Here is a 22,288-nt window from a genome sequence, read left to right as displayed (position 1 = left end):
GGGGCCTCGGCCCGCTCACTTCCGGGCGGCGATGGCGGCGAGGAGCTGCTCGACGGCCGCGGTGGGTTCGGCGAGCAGCTCGCGACAGGCGCGTTCGGCCCGGTCCGGGTCGCCGCTCTCGATCGCGTCGACCAGCGCGGCGTGGGTCGCCACGACCACCTCGGGCATGTCGTGGTCGCCGAACGCCGTCCGCATCGACTCGCGCACCGAGGCGCCGAAGTAGCGGTACACCTCGGTCAGCGCCGGGTTGTGCGCGGCCTCGACGATGGCGGTGTGGAACTCCAGGTCGTGCTCGACGGTGGCCTCGCGGCCGGCCCGCTCGGGGTGCGAGGCGATCACCTCGGCCTCGCGGGCCAGCGCGGCCCGCATCCGGACGATGTCCTCGGGGGTGTGCCGCAGCGCCGCCAGCCGGGCGGCCTCGGCCTCCAGGGCGGCCCGGACCTCCAGGACGTCCCGCACGCCGGAGCGCTGCACCCCGCGCAGCACGGCGGCCGGGTCGCTGGTGGAGCGGACGAAGGTGCCCTCGCCCTGCCGGGAGACCAGCATCCCCGCGTGCACCAGCACCCGGATCGCCTCGCGGACGGTGTTCCGCCCGATCCCGAGGCGTTCGGCGAGCTCGTGCTCGGTCGGGATCCGCGAGCCGACCGGCCAGACGCCGCCGCTCAGCTGCTCCCGCAGCTGGTCGATCGCGGTGTCCACCAGGGAGCGCCGCCCGGCGGTCTGCAGCGTGTCGTTGCCGCTGTGCGCGCTGCTCATGGCGGGCTCCTCCCGGTGCGTCGAGCTCGGTGCGTCAGGGCTCGGTGTGTCGAGCCTCGGAGGTGGTGTGTCGAGGCTCGGTCGTCGGTCATCCTACAACTGCTTGCCCGGTCATCCTACAACTGGGGATGAACGGCCCGGGAACCGTCCGCGGCGGCCTGGCGTTCCTCCGGACGACCGGCGCTCCGGACCGCCCCGGAACGATCCGGGAGGACGGGCCCGGTCCACACCCCCTGATGCGAGGAGAACGTCCGCATGGTGTTCAAGAAGCTGCTCGGTGCCCTGGGCGTCGGCGGTCCCGGTGTCGACACCGTCCTGAGCACGCCGGTCGTGCGGCCCGGCGGGACGATGGCCGGCACGGTCGAGCTGACCGGGGGGACGGTGGAGGCGGACATCCGGGGGATCACGCTGACCCTGGTCGCCCGGGTGGAGGTCGAGCACGAGGACGGCGAGAGCACCGGCCTGTACCCGTTCGCGCGGTTCTCGGTCACCGCGCCGCTGAAGCTCGCGCCCGGCGAGAACCGCTCGATCCCGTTCGCCGTCCAGGTGCCGTGGGAGACCCCGGTCACCACCGTCGCCGGGCAGCGCCTGAACGGCATGCAGCTCGGTGTGCGCACCGAGGTCGACATCGCGGGCGCGCTCGACAAGGGCGACTCGGACCCGCTGGAGGTCGAGCCGCTGCCGGTGCAGCACCGGATCCTGGAGACCCTGCTCCAGCTGGGCTTCCGCTTCCGCGCGGCGGACCTGGAGGCCGGGCACATCCGCGGCACCGGGCAGACCCTGCCGTTCTACCAGGAGATCGAGTACTCGGCGGCGCCGCAGTACGCGCACTCCTGCAACTCGCTGGAGGTCAGCTTCGTGACCACCCCGGACAAGGTCGAGGTGGTGCTGGAGGCGGACCGCCGGGGCGGCCTGTTCGGCGGCGGCGGGGACGTGATCCGCACCCACGTGGTCGGCCACGGCCAGGCGGACGAGGACCTCACGGCGCTGGTGGACGGCTGGATCCGGGCCGCGCTCTGAGGTCCGGCCCGGTCCTGCAGCGCGGTTCCGGCCCGGCCCCCGCGGCGCGGGCGCCGGGCCGGGGTCAGCCGTAGGAGACGTTGCTGCAGATGTCGTCGTCACCCGACCTGGCCTCGTTGACCACCTCGGTGGGCAGCGGGGCCGGGGCGCCGGCCGGGCCGGTGGCGGCCGGGGACGGGGAGCCGCTCGCGGCGCCGACCGCCGCGTAGTCCCGGCCGAGCCGCAGACTGATCCCGGCCGCCTGCCCCGGAGCCACCGCGGCGCCCGGGAACAGCGCGGCGACCTTCTCCGCGGCGGCCCGCTGCCCCGCCGCGCCGTACTCGACCGTGGTGGTCGCCCGCGCGGTGCCGCGGCTGGACGTCCCGGCGACGGTGACCCGGGCCGCCCGCAGGGTCTCGGCGGCCCGGGCGGCCAGGCCGGCGGCGTTGGTGGCGTTGTAGACGGTGACCCGGATCGGCGCGCCGTCGGCCCCGACCGCCGGGGTGGGCTCGGCGCTCGGCGTGGGCGAGGGCGTCGGCTCGGCCGTCGGCGCACCCGCGGCGTCCTGCTGGCCGGTGGCGTCCTGGCCGTCGATGGTCCGATCGGCCTGCAGGGTCCGCCACAGGGTGTCGACCGCGGGGTGCACCAGATCGATCCGGGAGCCGGAGTAACGCCAGGGCGTGGTCAGGAACTTGACCTCGTGCAGGTCGATGCTCTTCAGCGTCAGCGCGAAGTCCACCAGCTTGGCGGCCGAGTCGAGGCCGGGGTCGACGGTCATCGAACGGGTCGCGGCGTCGGCCAGCGGCAGCAGGGTGCCGGGGCTCAGGCCCTTGCTCTTGATCTTCGCCAGCAGTGAGGACAGGAAGGCCTGCTGACGCTTCATCCGGCCGACGTCCGAGTCGTCGCCGATGCCGTGCCGCAGTCGCACGTAGTCCAGCGCCTGCTGACCGGAGACCCGCTGGCGGCCCTTGGCGAGCACCACCTTGCCCTTCCGGCCCAGATTGGGGTTGATGTTCCCCTCGTGGATGTCGTTCGGCAGGCAGACGTCGACCCCGCCGACGGCGCCGGTCATCGCGGCGAAGCCCTCGAAGTTGACCTCGATGGTGTGGTCCACCCGGATGCCGGTGAGCCGCTCCACCGTGTTCAGCGTGCAGGCCGGGTTCCCGGTCTCGGAATTTCCCACCGAGAAGGCCGAGTTGAACATCTGTCCGGGTTGCTCCCGGGTCCACTTGCCGTTCGGCAGCTTGCACCGGGGCACGGTCACCAGGGCGTCGCGCGGGATCGAGATGCCGACGGCGTGCCGGTGGTCGGCGTACACGTGCAGCAGGATCGTGGTGTCCGAGCGGGCGCCGGCCTCGTCGCCGCCGCCCAGGTCGCTGTTCTTCCCGGCGCGCGAGTCGGAGCCGATCAGCAGCAGGTTGACGGGCCGGTTCCCGTGCGCGTCGGCGGCCGATTCGGGCGGCCGGTCGGGGGAGATGGCATCCGCGTCGAAGGACCGCAGATTGCCGTTCAGCTTGTAGTACACCGCGCCGCCGGCGCCGGCCAGGACCACCAGCACTCCGGCCACGGACCAGGCGATCAGCCGCCGGGCGCCGCCGCGGCCGTCCCGTTCGGGGCTCCGGGCGGCGGTCCGCCGCCCGCTCCCGGCGCTCCCGCCCCGGCCGTCGGCGCGGGCCTCCCTGGGGGTGTCCCGGCGTCCGGCCCGGGCGGCCGTGCGACCGCCCTCGCCGGTCCCGCCCCGGCCCGGGCGGACCGGGACGGCGCGGTCCCGGGCGGCCCTGCGGGCCTCGGCCCGGCCGCCGGGGCGCGGCGCCGGGAGCCGGCCGGGGCCGTCCTCGGGCCACTCGGGCCGGACCGCGTCGTCGGTCCGGACACCGCCGTCGGCGCGCCCCCGCCCCGCCGGATCCGGCGGGTCCCCGTCCCACTGGACTGACATGGCGCGCACCTCTCAGAGACCGAAGCGGGCAACCCTGGGAGCATACAAACTCTGCCGCCGCCGCCCGGCCGTCGATCCGGGCCGCACCCCCGCCGACCCGGGCGTTCGCCGTACCGGGCCGCCGTACGGTCACTCCAACGGCTGAACCGGCGGGCGGCGCGGGCAGGTTCACCCCGGCGTGCGGCGGACATGCCGCGACCCCGGTGCGGTACGGCACCGGGGTCGCGGGGAGTTCGGTTCGGGCGCGGCGGGGACCGCCGGGTCGCCGGGGCGGCCCGGGGTCAGAGCGCCGGGTAGAGGCGCTCCAGCACGGCGGCGACGCCGTCCTCGTCATTGCTCAGGGTGACCTCGTCGGCCACCGCGAGGAGCTCCCGGTGGGCGTTGGCCATCGCGACGCCGTGCCGGGCCCAGCCGAACATCGGCACGTCGTTGGGCATGTCGCCGAAGGCGATGGTGTCGGCCGCCGTCACGCCGAGCCGTCGGGCGGCGACGGCCAGCCCGGTGGCCTTGGAGAGGCCGAGCGGCAGCAGCTCGACCACACCGGCGCCCGCCATCACCACGCCGACCAGGTCGCCGGCCGCGTTGCGGGCGGCCTCGGCGAGGGCGTCGTCGCTGAGTTCGCTGTGCTGTATGTACAGCTTGCTGATCGGGGAGGTGAGCAGTTCGTGCGCCCCGACCTGGACGACCGGCAGCTCGGAGCCGATCTGCAGCCGGTAGCCGGGACCGGCCAGGACGTCGCCCTCCAGGCCGTCCTGGTTGGCGGCGATCGTCAGCGGGCCGGTCTCGGCCTCGATCTTCTCGATCGCGAGCGCGGCCACCCGGCGGTCCAGGGTGAGCGAGGTGAGCAGCTTGTGCGCGCCCGCGTCGTAGACCTGGGCGCCCTGGCCGCAGACCGCTATGCCCCGGTAGCCGATCTCGTCGAAGACGGGGCGGGCCCAGGTGGCCGAGCGGCCGGTGACGATGATGTGCAGCGCCCCGGCCGTGGTGGCGGTGGCCAGCGCGGCGCGGGTGCGCGCGGAGACGGTCTCGGAGCTGCTCAGCAGCGTGCCGTCGAGGTCGGTGGCGACCAGCTTGAAGGGCAGGCCGCCACCGTCCGAGGGGGAGACGGGGCTGGGGCTGGTGGTGCTCATGGGCCGTGCGTCTCCCGGGAGTTGCTTCTTCGCTGCGGACCGGCGGGGCCGGTGCTACTTGACCGGCTCCAGCACGGTGCGGCCGCCGAGGTAGGGGCGGAGCGCCTCGGGGACGACGACCGAGCCGTCGGGCTGCTGGTGGTTCTCCAGGATCGCCACGATGGTGCGCGGAACGGCGACCAGGGTGCCGTTCAGCGTGGCCAGCGGGCGGGCCTTGCCGTCCTCGCGCATCCGGATGGAGAGGCGGCGGGCCTGGTACTCGGTGGTGTTCGAGGTCGAGGTGACCTCGCGGTACTTGCCCTGGGTCGGGACCCAGGCCTCGATGTCGAACTTGCGCGCGGCCGAGGAGCCGAGGTCGCCGGAGGCGACGTCGATGACCCGGTAGGGCAGTTCGAGCGCGTTGAGGAAGTCCTTCTCCCACTGGAGCAGGCGGCGGTGCTCGTTCTCGGCGTCCTCGGGGGTGGTGAAGACGAACATCTCCACCTTCTCGAACTGGTGGACGCGGATAATGCCGCGGGTGTCCTTGCCGTAGGTGCCGGCCTCGCGGCGGAAGCAGGACGAGTAGCCGGCGTAGCGCAGCGGCAGCTTGTCGGCGTCGATGATCTCGTCCATGTGGTACGCCGCGAGCGGGACCTCGCTGGTGCCGACGAGGTAGCGCTCGTCGTCCTCCAGGTAGTACACGTTCTCCGCGGCCTGGCCGAGGAAACCGGTGCCGTCCATGGCGGCCGCGCGGACCAGGGCCGGGGTGATCATCGGCACGAAGCCGGCGGCGGTGGCCTGGGCGATCGCCATGTTGACCAGGGCGAGCTCCAGCAGCGCGCCGACGCCGGTCAGGTAGTAGGACCGGGCACCGGCGACCTTGGCGCCGCGCTCGGTGTCGATCGCGCCGAGCAGCCGGCCCAGCTCGACGTGGTCGCGGGGCTCGAAGCCCTCGGCGGCGAAGTCGCGCGGGGTGCCGATCTCCTCCAGCGTGACGAAGTCCTCCTCGCCGCCGACCGGGGCGGCCGGGTCGATGAGGTTCGCCAGCGAGCGGAGCAGGCGCTCGGCCTCGTCCTTGGCCTCGCCCTGCTCGGAGTCGGCGGCCTTGACCTCGGCGGCCAGCTCCTTGGTGCGCTGGAGCAGGGCGGCCTTCTCGTCGCCCTGGGCCTTGGCGACGAGCTTGCCGAGCGACCTCTGCTCGGCGCGGAGTTCGTCGAAGCGCGTGCCCGAGGACCGGCGGCGTTCGTCGGCGGAGAGGAGGGCGTCGACCAGGTCGACGTCCTCGCCACGGACGCGCTGCGAGGCGCGCACTCGGTCAGGGTCCTCACGGAGCAGGCGAAGGTCAATCACGGGGCCAAGCCTACCGGGCGGGGGCCCGTCCCCCGGTACCGGTTTTCCCCTGGGGATAACTCGCCCCAGCCTGTGGATAACTCTTGTGGGAAACGGTCCGCCGCCCGGTTATCCACAGGCTCGGGGCCGGGGCTGTGGATCGTGGGACGGCGCCGGTGGGCTGCGGAATGAACCATGGAATTCAGGTTTGAAACCTCATTTGACCTTCCCGGGTGAGGGAATTGAAGCACTCGGACGGGTGATTTGCCGACACCCGGGTGACTCTGGTCCGATTAGTCATCTCTGCGACGCAAACCGATGATCCGACCGATGTGCGTAGTGGCTATACCGGTTTGTCGACTCGTCCCCAAGCCTGTGGATAACTCGGGCCTGTGGACAGTGGAGGCCCCTGTGGACAAGCCGGGGGCCGGGGCGGCCGCCCTGTGGACGACCGCCCGGCGGTGCAGAAAACGGTTCTAAAAGGACACGTGGACGGCGAATGTCCCCCGGATGTCCTCGGATGTCAGATGTCCCCGCGCCCGTCGAGGCAACGGGAGAGCCAGTCCGCGGCCGCGCCGAAATCCGCGTCCGAGGTGCCGGGCCGCTGGTGCCCGGACACCTGCCGGTCGGCGCGCGGATAGGAGCCGAGGAACCGCACCTGCGGGCAGATCCGCTTGAGGCCCATCAGGGCCTCGCCGACCCGGCGGTCGCTGAGGTGCCCCTCGCAGTCGATGAGGAAGCAGTAGTTGCCGAGCCCCTCGCCGGTCGGCCGGGACTCGATCCGCATCAGGTTGACCCCGCGCACCGCGAACTCCTGGAGCAGCTCCAGCAGCGCGCCCGGGTGGTCGTCCGGCAGCCAGGCCACCATCGAGGTCTTGTCCGCCCCGGTCGGCGAGGACACCCGCCCCGGGCGGCCCACCAGGACGAACCGGGTGGTCGCGCTCTGCACGTCCACGATGTCCTTGACCAGCGGGTCCAGCCCGTAGATCGGGGCCGCGAACTCGCCCGCGAACGCCCCGTCGTACCGGCCCTCGGCGACCAGCCGGGCGCCGTCGGCGTTCGAGGCGGCCGACTCCCAGTGCGCGTCCGGGAGGTTGGCGGCGAGCCAGCGGCGGACCTGGGCCTGGGCCACCGGGTGGCTGGTGACGGTCTTGACGTCCGTCAGCCCGGTGCCCGGCCGCACCAGCAGCGCGAACGTGATCGGCAGCAGCACCTCGCGGTAGATCATCAGCGGGGCGCCGGAGGCGAGTTCGTCGTTGGTGGCCGTGACGGCGCCCTCGACCGAGTTCTCGATCGGCACGAACGCGCCCGAGGCCGCGCCGCCCCGCACCGCGTCCAGCACCAGCTGCACCGAGGACATCGGCACCAGCTCCCGGGTCGCCGCCTCCGGCAGGGTGCGCAGGGCCGCCTCGGTAAAGGTGCCCGCCGGCCCGAGGTACGTGTAGCGGGTGGCCGACATGACGCCTCCAAGGGGAAAAGGACCGACGGGAGTTCGGCGTACCGCCGAAAGGAGCCACCTTAGCCACTCCTGGAGCCGTCCACGATCGCGTCCCGCTCCGTGGGAGGAGTCCGGACGACCGGTGGACGGCGGGCCCGGGGCGTGCCGTCCGGAGGAGACGCCCCGGGGGCCGGTCACTCGAACAGGGTCTGCCCGACGTACCCGTCCGGCGGCGCCCCCGGCGGGACGGCGTACAGCCCGCTCGCCTCGTGGCGCAGGAAGCGGGACAGCCCGTCGCCCCGGGCCAGCTTGCGCTGCACCGGGGTGAACCCCTTGCGCGGGTCGGCCTGGAAGGCCAGGAAGAGCAGCCCGGCGTCCGGCGACCCGTCGGCCAGCAGCCCGTCGTGGTACGAGAACCCGCGCCGCAGCATGGCCGCCCCGCCGTTGGCGGCCGGGGCCGCGACCCGGATGTGCGCGTCCGAGGGCACGGCCAGCGACCCGTCCGCCGCCTGCGCGGCGAGGTCCACCGGGGTGCGCTCGCCCGCGTCGGCGGCCGCGCCTAGCGGTGCGCCGTCCGACTTGCGGCGGCCGATCACCCGCTCCTGGCGGTCCACCGGCAGCGCCTCCCAGTGGTCCAGCAGCATCCGGATCCGCCGGAGCACCAGGAACGAGCCGCCCGCCAGCCAGGCCGGCTGCTCGCCCCCGGCGGCGACGAAGACCTTGGCCGCGAAGCCGTCCTCGTCCGGCCGGGGGTTGTTGGTGCCGTCGACCTGGCCCATCAGATTGCGTCCGGTCATGGGGCCGGCGGTGGCCCCGGGGGTCCGGGCGAAGCCGGACATCTGCCAGCGCAGCGCCGCGGTGCCGGCCGCCTGGCGCTGGAGCACCCGCAGCGCGTGCACCGCGACCAGGGCGTCGTCGGCGCCGATCTGCACGAACAGGTCGCCGTCGCCGCGGGCCGGGTCCAGCGCGTCGGCGGGGAAGGCGGGCAGCGGCTCCAGCCCGGCCGGGCGCCGGTCGGCCAGCCCGGTCCGGTCGAACAGCGATCCGCCGAAGCCGAAGGTGACGGTGAGCGAGCAGGGACCGGCGTCCAGGGCGATCTGGTTCTCGAACTCGTCGGCCGGCTCGCCCGCCGCCATCCGGGCGGCGGTGCGCGACCAGCGCCGGAGCAGCGTCCGCACGCCGTCCCGGCCGACCCCGCCGGCCAGGTCGAAGGCGGCCAGCTGGACCCGGGCCTGCTGGGGTTCGAGGATCCCGGCCTGGCGCTCGCCGTGGAACGCCACCGCGGCCGGCCCCAGGCCGGGGCCCGCCCCGGTCGCCGCCCTCGGCGGGCTCGGGTCGCGCCGCTCGGCGGCCAGGGCCGTCGCGGCTCCGGCACCGGCGCCGACCACCAGGCCGGCCCCGGCGGTTCCCAGCAGCGTCCGCCGGGTCAGGCCGGCGGCACGGCCGGCGCTGCTGTCCCCGGCGCTGTCGGTGCCGGGGGTGCTGGTGCTGGTCTCCATGGAGTGGTCCGCCCTATCCGATCTTCAGCTGCTTGATCTCCGTGGTCTGGTCGATGTCGGAGGATCTGATCACCACCGACACCACCCAGTTCCCGGCGAGCGGCAGCTGCGCCGTCCCGGTCCAGCGCCCGGTGCCCTCGGTGGTGAGCGGGACGGTGAGCGGGCCGAGGTCGCGGTCCGGCAGGGTGAAGGCGAGCTCGACCTCGGGCACCTCGACGGGCGAGCCGTCGGTGCCGTCCAGCTTCAGGTGCACCTCGTTCGACCCGGTGCCGGCCGGGTTGAGGGTGACGGTCGCGGTGCCCTTGGCGTTCGGCGTCCGGCCCTTGGTGTCGTACGGGAGCTTGAGCTCCACGGTCCGGCCGGGCACCGTCTGCGGGGCGGGCGCCCCACCGGTGGCCCCACCGGTGGCCCCACCGGTCGTGCCGCCGGTGGTCCCGCCGGACGTCGTGGCGGCGCCGTTCGCCGCGGCGGCGGCGACCTCGCCCGCCACCCGTCCGGGCGGGGAGTTGGTGAGCAGGGTGGTGACCACCAGGACGGCCACCGCGACCGCCGCCTCGACCAGTACCGAGCGGCGCAGCCCGGCCCGGGTCGGGGTGAGTCCGCGGTCCCGGTCGGCGTTCGCCCGGGCCGCCCGCTGACGGGCCAGCTGGGTCTGCCGGACCGGGTCCGCGGTGTCCGCGCCGCCGGTGGAAGAGGTGTCGGTGGAAGAGGTGTCGGCGGCGGAAACGGGAGCCGCGGCGACCGCGACCGGCTCCGGCGCGGCCCCGGCCGCCTCCTCCGGGGCGGCGCGCAGCCGGGCGAGCCAGGTGCGGGACATCCAGGCGACACCGAGCATGGCGATCACACAGCCGGTCTTCACCAGCAGCAGCCGCCCGTAGTCGGTACCGGTCAGCGCGCCCCAGCTGCCGACGCCGCGCCAGGACTGGTAGACGCCGGTGCCGACCAGCACCAGGACGGCGCCGAACGCGATCTTCGAGAAGCGGTCCGCGACCTCCGCGCCGATCCCCTCGCGCAGCCCGACCAGCATCGCGGCCAGGCCGCCCAGCCAGAGCGCCATGGCGACCAGGTGGAGCATGCCGAGCGGCAGCGCCAGCCAGACCTGGATGCCCACCGAGGCGTGGTCCGCGCCGGCCCAGGTCGCCGAGAGCGCGACGGCCAGCACCAGTCCGGCCACCCCGAGGCCCAGCCGGGCCTCGCGCTGGGGGCGTTCGGCGGCGCGCCGCTCCAGCTCCCGCAGCTCGGCCTCCTCCGGGTCGCCGTCCGTACCGGCCCCGGCGGTCCCCGGTCCGGGCTTGCCGGTCCCGGCCGTACCGGTCCCGGCCGTACCGGTCCCGGCCGTACCGGCCCCGCCGCTCGCGGCGGCCTTCGCGCCGCCGCCCTGCGGCAGCCCGAGCTGACCGACCAGCAGGGAGAGGAACACCCCGCTCGCCGCGAGCAGCAGCAGCCGGGCCGCCAGCGCCGTGCCGATCCGCTCGTCCAGGGTGGCCCGGACCAGCGACAGGTCGAAGGCCTTGCCGATCCCCGAGCCCCGCTCGTACGGTCCGCGCAGCATCAGCACCGCGACGGTGGAGACCAGCAGGGCCACCCAGCCCGTCATCAGCAGCCGCTGGACCGGGCGCCGGGACGCCCCGGCCGGCCAGCAGAGCAGCACGAAGCCCGCCGCGCCGGCGAGCAGTGCGAACGCCGCGTAGGCGACCGTCCGGCCGGTGCCGTAGAGCGCGGCGACCAGGCCGTCGGCCTCGGCGGACTGCAGGGCGGTGGTGGAGACGGTGGTGGCCGAGGGCGCGCCGATGGAGAAGGTGAAGGCCCCGCCGATCGGGTGCGAGTCCTCCGAGACGGCCCGCCAGGCGATGGTGTAGGTGCCGTTGGCGAGTCCGGTGCCGAGCCCGACCCGGGCGGTGTTGTCCTTGCCGTCGGCGTGCGCGGGGCTGCCCGAGTCCACCGCCCGGCCGGCCGGGTCGAGCACCCGCACCGAGTCCGAGGAGAGCGAGACGGCCTCGCTGAAGGTCAGGGTGACGGTCTGCGGCGCGACGGGCAGGACGGCGTTCTGCGCCGGGTCGGTGGACTGCAGGGCGGCGTGCGCGGACGCCGGTCCGGCACCGGCGAGCAGCAGCGCGAGGACCGCGCCGAGCACGCCGAGCAGCCCGGTGATCCGCCGTCCCAGCAGTCCCGGCGCCGCCGTCCGCGCGGTCGCCGTGCGCGCGGTCGCCGTGCGCGTCGTCGACCGCGTCGTTGTCCGTACTCCCGTCGCCGCCCGCGCCGTTGCCGGCCGTGCCTTCGGCGTCCGTCCCATCAGCATCCTGCGATCCCTTACTGCTGGCCGGGCCGGTAGGTGAGCTCCTTGACCGGCACCTTGACCGAGATGGTGCCGGTGCGGGTGAAGGTCAGGTCGAGTTCGAGTTCGTCACCCAGGACCGGGGCCTTCTGCCACCCCATGATCATCAGATGGGTGCCGCCCCGGGCGAGCTGCAGCGCGCCGTGCGCGGGGACGTCGAGCTTCTCGACCTGCTCCATGGTGCTGGCCGTGGAGCGGTGCATGGTGACCGAGGAGGCACCGGGGCTGGAGACCTTGACCAGCTCGTCGCCCTCGCCGCCCTCGTTGCGCACCGTCAGGTAGCCGGCCGCCGTGCCACCGGCCGGCGGCATCGGGATGTAGGAGTCCGCGACGCTGAGTCGGGCGGCCCCGGCCGCGGAGGCTCCGCCGCCGTCCTGTCCGCCGGCCCCGCAGGCGACCAGGAAGGCGCCGCCGCCCAGTGCCGTCGCCAGCACCGCCCCTGCCAGTGCCGTCCGGCGGAAGCCGAGGGCGCCCTTCATGCGGCTACTCCCTTGGCGAGCAGCGGCAGGTCGTGCTCGAAGGTCTTCACCTCGGTGCCGCTCAGGTAGAGCAGGTGCGCCTTGTCGTCCGAGGGCAGGAAGGCCAGCACCTGGGCGCCGTGGGTGGAGGTGACGGTGCCGTCGGCGTTGGTCACCGGGTCCTCGATCAGGATGCCGAGCGCCTTGGCGGCCGTCTTCACCTTGGCCAGGTCCCCGGTCAGGCCTATGAAGTCGCTGCCCATCGAGTCCAGCCAGGCGCGCAGCACCTGCGGGGTGTCGCGCTGCGGGTCGGTGGAGACGAACACGACGTCGACCTTCTGCCGCTCCTCCGGGGTGAGCTTCTTCATCGCCACGCCGATGTCGCCCATGGTGGTCGGGCAGACGTCCGGGCAGCTGGTGTAGCCGAAGAACAGCAGGGTGGTCCGGCCGCCGGTCTTCTGCCGCAGGTCGTAGGGCTGGCCGGAGGTGTCGGTCAGCTGGAGGTCGGGCTTGTCGAAGTGCTTGCCGAGCACGGTGCCCTCGTAGGGCGAGTCGGCCTTCTGCTGGACCACCTTGGCGGGGCCGGCGGTGCCGGAGCCGGAGGAGCCGCAGGCCGTCAGCGCGAGTGCGGCGGCCAGGGCGACGGCGGTGGCCCCGGCCAGGCGGGCGGCGCGGGGGGTACGGGCGGAGCGGGGCATGGGAGGGTCCGATCGTGTGCGGTGGATCACCGGCGGGGCCGCGCCCGGGACGCGGGCGCGGCCGCGACGGGTGCCGGACGCGGCCCCGCCGGTGCTGGGGTCAGGAGGCCGAGCCGCCGTTCCGGCGGCGCAGGCCGAGGACACCGACGGCGGTGCCGATCACACCGACCACGATGCCGACCACGCCGAGCACCCGGGCGGTGGAGTCGCTGGCCTTGTCGTCGGAGGCGGCGTCCTTCTTGGCCGCGTCGCCGTGCCCGGTGCCGTGGCCGTCGGCGGCGGCCGACGGGGTGGCGGAGGCGGTCACGCCGTGGCCGTCGGCCGAGGTGGCCTTGGTGAGCTTCAGCACCGGGGCGGGCTTGGCCGGCTCCGGCTGGCCGTCCTTGGCCTCGTCGATCCAGCGGACGACGTCACCGTTGTCGTAGGTCTGCAGGGCCTTGAAGACCAGCGAGTCGGCGTCGGTCGGCAGCGGGCCGAGCGAGACGCGGAACTCCTGGAACTGGCCCGGGGCGACCTTCACACCGGCGTCGGCGGTCCAGGTGATCTTGGCGACGGCCTCGTTGACGTCGTTGCCGTGGACCTTGATCGGCTTGTCGAGCTTGGCCTTCTCGACGGTGGAGGTCCAGCCCGGCAGCGGCTGGGTGCGGACCGAGGCCAGCGGGTGGTCCAGCGGGAGGTTGACCTCCAGCTTCACGGTGCCGGCGGCGTCGTTCTCGTTCGGGACCCGGAAGTCGACGGCGGTGTAGCCGCCCTGCTCGGCACTGCCCGGGTTCACGGTGACGTGGGCGAAGGCGGGACCGGCGAGGGCCACCACCGAGGCGGCGGCGGCGAGGGCGACGGCGGCGGTACGACGGGCGGGAAGGGAACGCATGGGGTTCGTGTCTCCGATCGGAGGCTCGGCAGGCCCGCTCCCGGGCACGGAGGGGTCCGTGCCTCGGCGGGGCCGCGCGGCGGGGGAAGAAGTGGGGGGAGGCCGCAGAACCGCACGGATCGGGCGGGTACGGCACGGCGCCGCGTACTTCCGACCGCCGCCGGACCGCTACCGGTGGGGGGACACCGGGGACACGGGGGGCGGGTCAGTACGCGAGGGCCCCGAAGGGCGGCCCGCGCCGCACCACGCTGTGCCGCAGCACGGCACCGGTCGGCAGCGGGTCGTCCCCGCCGCGGCCACCGGACCGGCGGACCGGTCCGCCGGTCAGGCCCAGCAGGCCGCGCAGCAGCACCGCGGCCAGCGCGCACGCCGTCCGCAGCGGCTCCGCCGCCCGGGTCCGCGCGGCGGAGGCGGTGATCCGCACCAGTCGCCAGAGCGCCGCCTCGCCGCGCCGCAGCCACCAGCCGGCCAGCAGCGCCGCGCCGAGGTGGGCCGCCAGCATCGCCGGCGTCATCCCGAGCACGCCGCCCTGCCACCAGGGCGCGGCCGCGTACGCCTGCGGGTCCAGACCCGCGCCGGCCACCACCTGCTCGGCGGTCGGACTCCCGGGCAGACCGATCAGGGTGCCCGGGCGGGACTCGTTGCAGACCAGCCGGCTGGCCACCTGCGGCAGCGTCAGCGGGCCGGAGCCCAGCGGGCCGCCGTGGTGGTGCGCGCCGGTCGCGCCGTGGCCGCCGTAGGAGTGGAAGAGGAGGTGCAGCCCGAGCTGCCCCGCGCCCAGCGCCCCGGCGATCGCGCCGAGCGAACGCTCCCGCCCGCCGAGGGCGGTGGCGAGCACCAGCACGGCGGCGAACCCGGCCGCGAGCGTGGGCGGTGCGACCTCGCCGCCGGCCGCGAACGCGTGCCCGGCGGCCGCGATCAGCGTGCACACCAGGGCGAACGGAACCGCCCGGGCAAGCCGCAGGTCCCAGGCGGCGGCCCCCACCGGCGCGTCCGGTGCGGGGGCGCCCGGGTGCGGGGCGGCGGCTGGGGCATTCATGGCCGGGACATCATCTCATCGCCCACACCCACCGGATCGGCAGGGTGGGAAATCCCTACGAATGCCCCGTTCGGCCCCGCGCACGGCCCCCGGTGTGCGCTGCTCGGCACATGCCCGTCCCCCCGTCCATCCGCCGAACGGGCGGTAGCGGGCCCCCGGCACGGTTCACCTCCGCACCACCCGGAGATACCTCGTTATATGTGGAGCCGCAGCCAGGAGGGACCTCCCGTGGACATCTGGTGGACTCTGCACCTCAAGCGCGACCCGGCCAGCGTGCCGCTCGCGCGCCGCATACTGCTCGGCGCGATGGCGACCGCGGGCGTCGATCCGCAGATCGCCCACGATCTCGGCGTCGCCCTCAGCGAGGCCTGCGCCAACGCGGTCGAGCACGGCGCGTGCGGGCGCCCCGACGACGGCTACCAGGTCACCGCGTCGATCAGCGGCGACCTGCTGCGGATCGAGGTGACCGACTCCGGTCCCGGCCTGCCCTGCCCCGACCGCCCGGCCCGCCGTCCGGCCCCCGCCGCCGTCCCGGCGGCGCCGCCCGCCCGACCGGCGGGCCGGGCGCAGCCCCGCCGCCGCGCCCGGCGCGGCCGCGCCACCGTCCCCGGCCCGCTGCTCACCACCCACCGCCCGCGCCGCGACGGCCGCCCGTACGACACCCACGTCCTCCCGCCCGCCGCCGACCCGGTGCCCACCTTCCGGCCGGTGGACCTCGACACCCTGCCCGACCTCACCGCGGAGTCCGGCCGGGGCCTCTTCCTCATCCACGCCCTCACCGACCACGTCCAGCTCCGCAACCATCCGCTGCGGGGGGCGATCGTCAGCTTCGACAAGATCCTCAAGTGGCAGGACGGCGCGCTGCTGCGCCGGGCGTCCTAGGGGCTGGTCGTTCGGGGTCAGTCGCGGGTGGCGGACGGGGCGGTGGCGGCCCGGTGGCGGCGGCGGGCGACGACGACGGCGGCGAGGCCGAGGGCGATCGCCATGCCACCGGTGACGGCGAGCGGCACGTTGCTGGAGCTCGCGCCGGTGCCGGCCAGCCGGGGGCCGGTCGGGGCGCCGCCGGTGGTGGCGGGGGAGGGCGAGGCGGCCGGTGCGGTCGGGGAGGGGCTGTCGGAGGGGGTCCCGGAGGAGGTCGGGGCCGAGGCGGCCGTCGGGGAGGCGCCCACCGGCGGGGCGGTGGTGACCGGGGCCGGGTCCACGACGGTGAGCCTGCTGGTGAGCGAGCCGAGCAGCCGGTTGCAGCGGTACTCCACGTTGTCCGGTCCCACCCCGTACGGGAGCACCTCCGAGGAGCCGGCGACGGTGACGGCGTAGTCCCCGGAGAGCGTGCCGGGCCCGTCGGCGAACTGCAGCTCGGCGGTGACCATCTCGTGCGCCGGGACCTGGAAGGAGCCGACGGCGGTCGTCCCGGTGCCGTCGTTCGGCTCGACCGGGGTGAAGGGGCCGCCCTGGACCCTGACCAGGGGCTTGAACGGGGAGCTGCCCTGCGGGCCCTCGATCCGGTAGGTGATCCGGAAGTCCGTCAGCACCGTGTCGCTGCTGTTGTAGAAGGAGAAGGCGAGGTTCTGCGGAGGCCCGCTCCTGACCAGCGTCGCCGCGGTCGGCACGGCGTGGGTCGGCATCGTGACCCGGTACTCGGACTCGCAGCCGGAGGGCAGGGTCGCGGTGGCCGAAGGGGTGGCCGAAGGGGTGGCGGTCGTGGTGCCGGTGGCCGACGGCGTCGCCGTGCCGGAGGCGGTCGGGGTGGGCTCGCCGGTGGTGGCCGTGGCCGTCGCCGTGGTGGTGGCGGTCGCCGTCGGCTCGGCCGTCGCGCTCGCCGAGGGCGACGGGCTGCCGTCGGCGGCGGCCGCGACAGTGGTTCCGCCGGCCAGCACGCCGCCGGTCAGGACGAACAGGGTGGCGGTGGCCGCCAGGCGGGAAGTGCGCACAGGGGAGCTCCGGTGGGGGTCGGACGAAACCGCTTGCGCATGGGGGACGTTCGACGGGTCCGCACGGTTGTACGGACCCGTCGGGCGTTCCGGCGGTGGTGCGTCAGCTGTGCGCGCCGGCCTTGCGGCGGCGCAGCACGAGCAGCGTCCCGGCACCGGCCGCGAGCACGGCGGCGCCGCCGACGGCTATCGGCAGCGTGTTGGAGCTGGAGCCGGTGTCGGCCAGGTGCGGGCCGCTCACCGCGGACGGCGAGGCGGCCTTGGGCGATCCGGAGGAGGACGGGGCGCCGGTGGCGGTACCGGCCTTGGCGAGCTTGAAGGTGCCCTCGTAGTAGTTGAGGTACTGGGTGCAGCCCTTCTTGTCGTCCCGGGCCGGGTGGGGCAGCGTGCTGTTGTCCAGGACGTCGCCACCGCCGCCGAAGTTGCCCCAGAAGGTGCCGAGCGGCGCCTTGTCGGTGGGCGTGACGCGGAACTGGAGGGTGAGCTTCTCGCCCTTGGCGAGCTTGAACTCCCCGGTGGAGACGTAGCGGTCGTCCAGGACGCCGGACTTCCAGTCCTGGCCGGGCACCCGGTACTGGACCGTGAAGAAGTCCTTGCTCCAGGCGACCGGGCGGCCGTCGTCCTCCGCGTGGGAGTCGGTCAGATAGAGGTAGGTCTGGAACATCGGCAGGTCGACGCCGCTGAGGTTCTCCCAGGTGACGGACACGTCCTGGGTGGAGCCCGGCGCCCCGCTGCCGCCCCACAGCCCGGTGCCGGTGACCTTGAGCCAGTCGAAGCCCTGGTACACACCGCCGGTGCAGGCGAGACCCGGTGCAGTGGTCGGGAACAGGCTCGGAGGGACGGTGGGGTGCTGGGTCGGGGTCGTCGGCGGCTTCGTCGCGGTGGCCGACGGGGAGGCGCTCGCCGACGGCGAGGTGGAGGCGCTCGGGGAGGTGGAGGGGTTCGGCGAGGTGGGCGCCGTGGGCGTGTCGCCGGCGCTCGGGGAGCCGCTCGGGGCCGCCGTGGTCGGGGCCGCGGTCGTCGGGGCCGCCGTGGTCGGGGCCGCGGTCGTCGGGGCCGCCGTGGTCGGGGCCGCGGTCGTCGGGGCCGCCGTGGTCGGGGCGGGGGAGACGGCGGCGGCACCGGCGGTGGCCGCGCCGACCGTCGCGCCGAGGGAGAGCGCGATCAACGTGGACGCGGCCAGAAGGCGGGAAGTGCGCACGGTCTTGGCTCCAGCTTGATGAAGTCTGTCCGAATATGGGCGACTTGGCGCCTTGGTGTGATCACCGGCGCGTCGCAGGAGCGGCACCATACCGGAGGGTGGGCGAAGCGTCCGGCCCGGGGGCGCGGAAGGCGGTCGGCGACGGCCTACCCTGGCGCGATGGGTGCGGTGGGCGAGTGGGACCTGAGGCGGCTGCGGGTGCTGCGGGCGGTCGACGAGTGCGGGACGGTGACGGCGGCGGCCGAGCGGCTCCACCTGTCGCCCTCGGCGGTCTCGCAGCAGGTCTCGGCGCTGGCCCGGCAGGTGGGTGCGCCGATGCTGGAGCCCTACGGCCGGCGGGTGCGGCTGACCCCGGCGGCCCGACTGGTGCTGCGTCACGCGGAGCTGGTCTTCGGGCAGTTGGAGCAGGCCGAGGCCGAGCTGGCGGGCTATCTGCACGGCGAGGCGGGCGAGGTCAGGGTGGGGGCCTTCGCCACCGCGATCACCGGGCTGCTCGTCCCGGCGGTGGCCCGGCTGCGGGAGGCCGCGCCGAGGCTGACCGTACGGGTGGTCGAGGCCGAGGCGGACGAGGCGGTCCGGCTGCTGGCGGCGGGGGACGTCGACCTGGCGCTGTCGCTGGCCGTCGGACCGGTCGGCCGGGGACCCGGTTTCGTCGAGACGGAGCTGCTCAGCGACCCGTTGGACGTCGCGCTGCCGCCGGACCACCCGCTGGCCGGCACGCCGGGGCTGCGGCTGGCGGACCTCGCGGCGGAGCCGTGGATCTACGGCGCGGCCGGGCCCTGGCGGGAGATCACCGCGGCGGCCTGCGCCCAGGCCGGTTTCACCCCGGAGCGGGCGCACACGGCCGCGGACTGGACGGCGATCCTGGCGATGGTGGCGGCCGGGCTGGGGGTGGCGCTGGTGCCGCGGCTGGCCTCGGCCGGGCGGGGCGGCGCGGCGGTCGTCCGGGCGCTGCCGGCGGACCTGCCGACCCGCCGGGTGGTGGCGGCGGTCCGGGCCGGGACGGAGCGGACGCCCCCGCTGCGCCGGGTGCTGGCGGAGCTGGCGGCCGTCGCCGGAACTCTTCAGTCGGGCTGAACGGTTTGCTCAGTTCTTTGTGATGGACCTGATGGGTCGCCCGGCCCGAGGGTGGAGGCATGACCACCGACCGGAACCCAGGGCCCCGTCCCGACCAGCTGTCCGACGCCGACGCCCCGCCGTACGGGGGCGGCAACCCCTACGCCGACTACCGCGCCGCCGAGTTCCCCTTCACCGGCCTGGTCGACCTCGCCGACCGCCGGCTCGGCGGCGCGGTCCTCGCCGCCAACGACGAGCTGTTCGCCGAACGGGAGAACCTGCTGCTTCCGGGCGCGGCCGAGTTCCGGCCGCACACCTTCGGCAACAAGGGCCAGATCATGGACGGTTGGGAGACCAGGCGGCGGCGCGGCACCGGCGCCGGGCACCCGCACCCGACCGCCGAGGACCACGACTGGGCGCTGATCCGCCTGGGTGTGCCGGGAGTCGTGCACGGCGTGGTCGTCGACACCGCCCACTTCCGCGGCAACCACCCGCAGCGGATCGCCGTCGAGGGCGCCGAACTCCCCGGCACCCCGGGCCCGGAGGAGCTGCTGGCCCCGGAGGCCGAGTGGCATCCGCTGGTCCCCCGCTCACCGGTGCGCGGCCACGCCGCCAACGGCTTCGCCGTCGAAGACCGCCGCCGCTTCACGCATCTGAGGCTCAGTCAGTTTCCGGACGGCGGCGTCGCCCGCTTCCGGGTGCACGGCGAGGCCCGTCCGGACCAGGCCTGGCTGGCCGCGCTCGGCACCTTCGACCTGGCCGCGGTCGAGAACGGCGGCGCGGTCGAGGACGCCTCGGACCGCTTCTTCTCCTCCCCGGTCAACCTCGCCCTGCCCGGCAAGTCCGGTGCCATGGGCGACGGTTGGGAGAACCGGCGGCGCCGGGACGACGGCCACGACTGGGTCCGGCTGCGGCTGGCCGGGCGGGGCGCCGTCCGGGCGGTGGAGATCGACACCGGCTACTACGTCGGCAACGCGGCCGGCTGGGCGGCGCTGTCGGGCCGGGACGAGCGGGGCGCCGACCCCGAGGCGTGGTTCGAACTGGTGCCGCGCACCCGGCTCCAGCCGGACGCCGTGCACCGGCTGGTGGTCGACACCCCGCGCCCGGCCACCCACGTCCGGCTGGACGTCTTCCCGGACGGCGGCATCGCCCGGCTGCGGCTGTACGGCGGACTGGTCTGAACCGGCGCCGCCGGGCGGGCCGGTGCCACCGGACGCCCGGCGGCTCCCGCTCCGTTTGCCGGGTCCGGCGGCCCGCCGGACGATGGGGGCATGATGCACCAGATGCGGGCCGAGTTCGGCGCCGGCGGCGCGTCCGCCGGGGTGCGGCTGTGGCACATGGTCCGGGGCGGCGAGGACGCGGCGATGTGCGGCCGGGAGATCGCCGCGGCGGCACCCGCCCGGGAGTCGACGGACTGGGGGAACACCCCCGAGCTCTGCTGCCACACCTGCGGCGCCTATGTCCTGCGCGAGTCCCCCTACCTGGGGGACGAGCACCGGCCGGGGCCTCCCGGCGAGCAGCCGGACGCCGGCTGGCCGACGGGCTGACCGGGGCGGCGGCGCGGTCCCGGGCGGGCCGGGGCTACCGTGGGCGCCATGGACAAGTCCCTGGTCCGGCCCCGCTCGCTCGTGCGTGAGGCCGCGTCGCTGCGGGCCGGTGTGCCGACCCCGGCCGTCCACGTCGACCGGCTCTGCGCCCGGATCGAGCAGGTGGACCCGCTGATCCACGCCTTCGTCCCCGAACCCGGCCGGGCCGACCGGCTGCAGGCCGAGGCCCGGGCGCTGGCCGCCCGGCATCCCGACCCGGCGCAGGCGCCGCCGCTGTACGGGGTGGCCGTCGGGATCAAGGACATCCTGCACGTCGACGGCCTGCCCACGCACGGCGGTTCGGTGCTGCCGCCGGGCGTCCTGGCCGGGCCGCAGGCCACCGTGGTGGACCGGCTGCGGGCGGCCGGCGCGCTGGTCGCCGGCAAGACGGTGACCGCCGAGTTCGCGGGCAGCGCGCCCGGCCGGACCCGCAATCCGCACCGCCCCGAACACACCCCGGGCGGCTCCAGCAGCGGTTCGGCGGCGGCGGTCGCGGCCGGACTGGTGCCGCTGGCGATCGGCACCCAGACGATCGGCTCCGTGGTCCGCCCGGCCGCCTACTGCGGGGTGGTGGGCTTCCGGCCGACCTTCGGGCGGATCCCGACGGCGGGCGTGCTCCCGAACGCGCCGAGCCTCGACACCGTCGGCCTGTTCACCGCCGATCTGGCGGGCGCCGCGCTGGCCGCCCCGCTGCTGTGCGACGACTGGGACGACGCCGCCGGGCCGGACGACGGGGAGAACGGCGGGGCGTGGTCGGACGGGGCGCCCGTGCTCGGCGTCCCGGTGGGCCCGTACCTGGACCGGGCCGGGCCGGAGGCGCGGCAGGCGTTCGACCGGCAGCTGGCCCTGCTGGCCGCGCGCGGGCTGACGGTCCGCAGGCTCGATCTGCTGCCGGACTTCGACGAGTTGGAGCGGCAGGCGCAGACGGTCAACCGCTTCGAGATGGCCGCGAGCCACAAGGACTGGTTCGCCCGCTTCGGCGACCTCTACCGGCCGGAGACGGCGGCGAGCATCCGGCACGGGCGGACCGTCGACCCGGCCGACCGGGCGGCCGCGCTGCGCGCCCGGACGGCCTTCCGGGAGCGGCTCGCCGAGCGGCGGCAGCGGGCCGGGGTGGACCTGCTGCTGGCGCCCTCGGCGACCGGCCCGGCCCCGCTCGGGCTGGGCAGCACCGGCAGCGCGGTGATGTCACTGCCCTGGAGCTTCGCCGGTCTGCCCGCGCTCAGCCTGCCGGCCGGGGTGACGGCGGCGGGCCTGCCGCTCGGCCTCCAGGTGGTCGGCGAGGCCGGGGCGGACGAACGGCTGCTGGCGCTGGCGGCGGTCCTGGAGCAGGTGCTGGACGGCGGCTGAGCCGTGCGGCGGGGCCTCGCCGACCACCTGGAGGCCGGGCCTCAGGCCGTGAACGCGGGCCCGTCCGGGTCGGTGGCGTCGGAGCGCAGCCGCCGCAGCACGGCGCGGTGCGCCCGGTCGTACGGGGTGTCGTCGTCGAACAGCAGGGCCTGCGGGTTGGCGTTCTCCAGCAGGGCGATCAGGGTGAAGGCGATGTCCTCCGGGTCGGCGTCGGGCCGCAGTTCACCGGTGTCGATCGCCTCGGCGACCAGGCCGAGCACGGTGGCGTGCCACTCCCGCCAGTTGGCGGCGAGGACGTCGCGCAGCGGGCCCGGACGGGCGTCGTACTCGGCGTTGACCTCGTAGAAGAAGCAGCCGCCGGGGAAGATCCGGGCGCGCGAGTAGGCCAGCCAGGACTCGCAGAGCAGCCGGACCTTGCGCAGGCCGGGGGGCTCGTCGCGGACCGGTGCGAGCACCGCGTCGGCGAAGATCCGCCGGGCGGCCCGCACGGTGGCGAGCTGGAGCTCCTCCTTGGAGCCGAAGCCGGCGAAGACCCCGCTCTTGCTGAGGCCGAGGTCGGTGGCGAGCCGGCCGATCGACAGCGCGTCCAGCCCTTCGACCGAGGCGATCCCGACGGCCCGGCGCAGCACCGTCCGCCGGGTCTCCTCGCCGCGCAGCACCCGTCCGTCCGTGGTCGATCCGGCCACCGCTCACCCCA

20 protein-coding genes are annotated in these 22,288 nt (G+C 75.4%); 6 read left to right on the top strand and 14 right to left on the bottom strand.

From position 1 onward, the window contains the following. Positions 1-15: 15 nt before the first annotated feature. A complete protein-coding gene (locus OG715_RS21655; RefSeq protein WP_266270494.1) occupies positions 16-756 on the bottom strand; it encodes a FadR/GntR family transcriptional regulator in 741 nt (246 codons plus the stop codon). A 255-nt stretch (positions 757-1,011) separates the two neighbouring features. Between OG715_RS21655 and OG715_RS21650 the strand changes: the two genes are divergently transcribed. Further along, the gene (locus OG715_RS21650; protein ID WP_266270493.1) at positions 1,012-1,776 is read left to right on the top strand and encodes a sporulation protein; all 765 of its coding nucleotides are present in this window, start codon (positions 1,012-1,014) and stop codon (positions 1,774-1,776) included. 64 nt (positions 1,777-1,840) lie between these two features. Here the strand turns inward: OG715_RS21650 and OG715_RS21645 are convergent, their stop codons facing one another. The 10 genes from OG715_RS21645 to OG715_RS21600 all read right to left on the bottom strand — a co-directional run bounded on the left by OG715_RS21645 (position 1,841) and on the right by OG715_RS21600 (position 14,467). Then, positions 1,841-3,691, bottom strand: coding sequence for an LCP family protein (locus OG715_RS21645; protein WP_266270491.1), 1,851 nt, complete (start codon positions 3,689-3,691; stop codon positions 1,841-1,843). A gap of 281 nt (positions 3,692-3,972) precedes the next feature. Continuing rightward, positions 3,973-4,821, bottom strand: coding sequence for an HAD family hydrolase (locus tag OG715_RS21640; protein ID WP_266270490.1), 849 nt, complete (start codon positions 4,819-4,821; stop codon positions 3,973-3,975). Positions 4,822-4,875: 54 nt separating this feature from the next. Then, on the bottom strand, positions 4,876-6,150 hold the full coding sequence (serS, locus tag OG715_RS21635) for a serine--tRNA ligase (protein ID WP_266270488.1): 1,275 nt from the start codon (positions 6,148-6,150) through the stop codon (positions 4,876-4,878). Between the two features lie 502 nt (positions 6,151-6,652). Beyond that, positions 6,653-7,588: a prephenate dehydratase gene (gene pheA / locus OG715_RS21630; protein WP_266270487.1), complete on the bottom strand. Its 936-nt coding sequence runs from the start codon at positions 7,586-7,588 to the stop codon at positions 6,653-6,655. 173 nt (positions 7,589-7,761) lie between these two features. Beyond that, positions 7,762-9,066 (bottom strand): iron uptake transporter deferrochelatase/peroxidase subunit, encoded by a 1,305-nt coding sequence (gene efeB / locus OG715_RS21625; protein ID WP_266270486.1) that lies wholly within the window; start codon positions 9,064-9,066, stop codon positions 7,762-7,764. A gap of 13 nt (positions 9,067-9,079) precedes the next feature. Then, a complete protein-coding gene (locus OG715_RS21620; RefSeq protein WP_266270485.1) occupies positions 9,080-11,365 on the bottom strand; it encodes a copper resistance CopC/CopD family protein in 2,286 nt (761 codons plus the stop codon). A gap of 11 nt (positions 11,366-11,376) precedes the next feature. Then, positions 11,377-11,880: a copper chaperone PCu(A)C gene (locus OG715_RS21615; RefSeq protein ID WP_266270484.1), complete on the bottom strand. Its 504-nt coding sequence runs from the start codon at positions 11,878-11,880 to the stop codon at positions 11,377-11,379. Further along, entirely contained in the window at positions 11,877-12,557 is a 681-nt protein-coding gene (locus OG715_RS21610) for an SCO family protein (RefSeq protein ID WP_266270483.1), read from the bottom strand. The genes OG715_RS21615 and OG715_RS21610 overlap by 4 nt, the downstream gene beginning before the upstream one ends. A 100-nt stretch (positions 12,558-12,657) precedes the next feature. Continuing rightward, the gene (locus OG715_RS21605) at positions 12,658-13,428 is read right to left on the bottom strand and encodes a YcnI family copper-binding membrane protein (protein WP_266270481.1); all 771 of its coding nucleotides are present in this window, start codon (positions 13,426-13,428) and stop codon (positions 12,658-12,660) included. Positions 13,429-13,633: 205 nt separating this feature from the next. Beyond that, on the bottom strand, positions 13,634-14,467 hold the full coding sequence (locus OG715_RS21600; RefSeq protein ID WP_266270480.1) for a hypothetical protein: 834 nt from the start codon (positions 14,465-14,467) through the stop codon (positions 13,634-13,636). 228 nt (positions 14,468-14,695) lie between these two features. On the opposite strand from OG715_RS21600, the gene OG715_RS21595 reads away from it, so the two are divergent. Continuing rightward, positions 14,696-15,349: an ATP-binding protein gene (locus tag OG715_RS21595; RefSeq protein WP_266270479.1), complete on the top strand. Its 654-nt coding sequence runs from the start codon at positions 14,696-14,698 to the stop codon at positions 15,347-15,349. Positions 15,350-15,366: 17 nt separating this feature from the next. Here the strand turns inward: OG715_RS21595 and OG715_RS21590 are convergent, their stop codons facing one another. Together OG715_RS21590 and OG715_RS21585 are read right to left on the bottom strand one after the other, a co-directional pair. After that, a complete protein-coding gene (locus tag OG715_RS21590) occupies positions 15,367-16,398 on the bottom strand; it encodes a hypothetical protein (RefSeq protein ID WP_266270477.1) in 1,032 nt (343 codons plus the stop codon). A gap of 103 nt (positions 16,399-16,501) precedes the next feature. Continuing rightward, a complete protein-coding gene (locus tag OG715_RS21585; RefSeq protein ID WP_266270476.1) occupies positions 16,502-17,599 on the bottom strand; it encodes an LAETG motif-containing sortase-dependent surface protein in 1,098 nt (365 codons plus the stop codon). Between the two features lie 168 nt (positions 17,600-17,767). Here OG715_RS21585 and OG715_RS21580 point away from each other — a divergent pair, with 168 nt between their 5' ends. From OG715_RS21580 to OG715_RS21565, 4 genes are all read left to right on the top strand, one after another. Then, a complete protein-coding gene (locus OG715_RS21580; protein WP_266271770.1) occupies positions 17,768-18,676 on the top strand; it encodes a LysR family transcriptional regulator in 909 nt (302 codons plus the stop codon). 59 nt (positions 18,677-18,735) lie between these two features. Beyond that, complete coding sequence (gene alc / locus OG715_RS21575; protein WP_266270475.1) at positions 18,736-19,836, top strand: allantoicase; 1,101 nt, start codon at positions 18,736-18,738, stop codon at positions 19,834-19,836. 90 nt (positions 19,837-19,926) lie between these two features. After that, positions 19,927-20,202 carry a hypothetical protein gene (locus tag OG715_RS21570; protein ID WP_266270473.1) on the top strand — a complete coding sequence of 92 codons (276 nt, stop codon included), beginning with the start codon at positions 19,927-19,929 and terminating at the stop codon, positions 20,200-20,202. A 48-nt stretch (positions 20,203-20,250) separates the two neighbouring features. Beyond that, a complete protein-coding gene (locus OG715_RS21565) occupies positions 20,251-21,591 on the top strand; it encodes an amidase (RefSeq protein WP_266270472.1) in 1,341 nt (446 codons plus the stop codon). Between the two features lie 41 nt (positions 21,592-21,632). Here OG715_RS21565 and OG715_RS21560 read toward each other — a convergent pair whose 3' ends face one another. Further along, entirely contained in the window at positions 21,633-22,277 is a 645-nt protein-coding gene (locus tag OG715_RS21560) for a TetR/AcrR family transcriptional regulator (RefSeq protein ID WP_266270471.1), read from the bottom strand. Between the last annotated feature and the right edge of the window lie 11 nt (positions 22,278-22,288).

It is taken from the genome of Kitasatospora purpeofusca (genome assembly GCF_036010405.1).
GTDB lineage: Bacteria > Actinomycetota > Actinomycetes > Streptomycetales > Streptomycetaceae > Kitasatospora > Kitasatospora purpeofusca.
The sequence above is the reverse complement of the archived record's forward strand: the minus strand, read 5'-3'. Positions and strand labels throughout refer to the sequence as shown.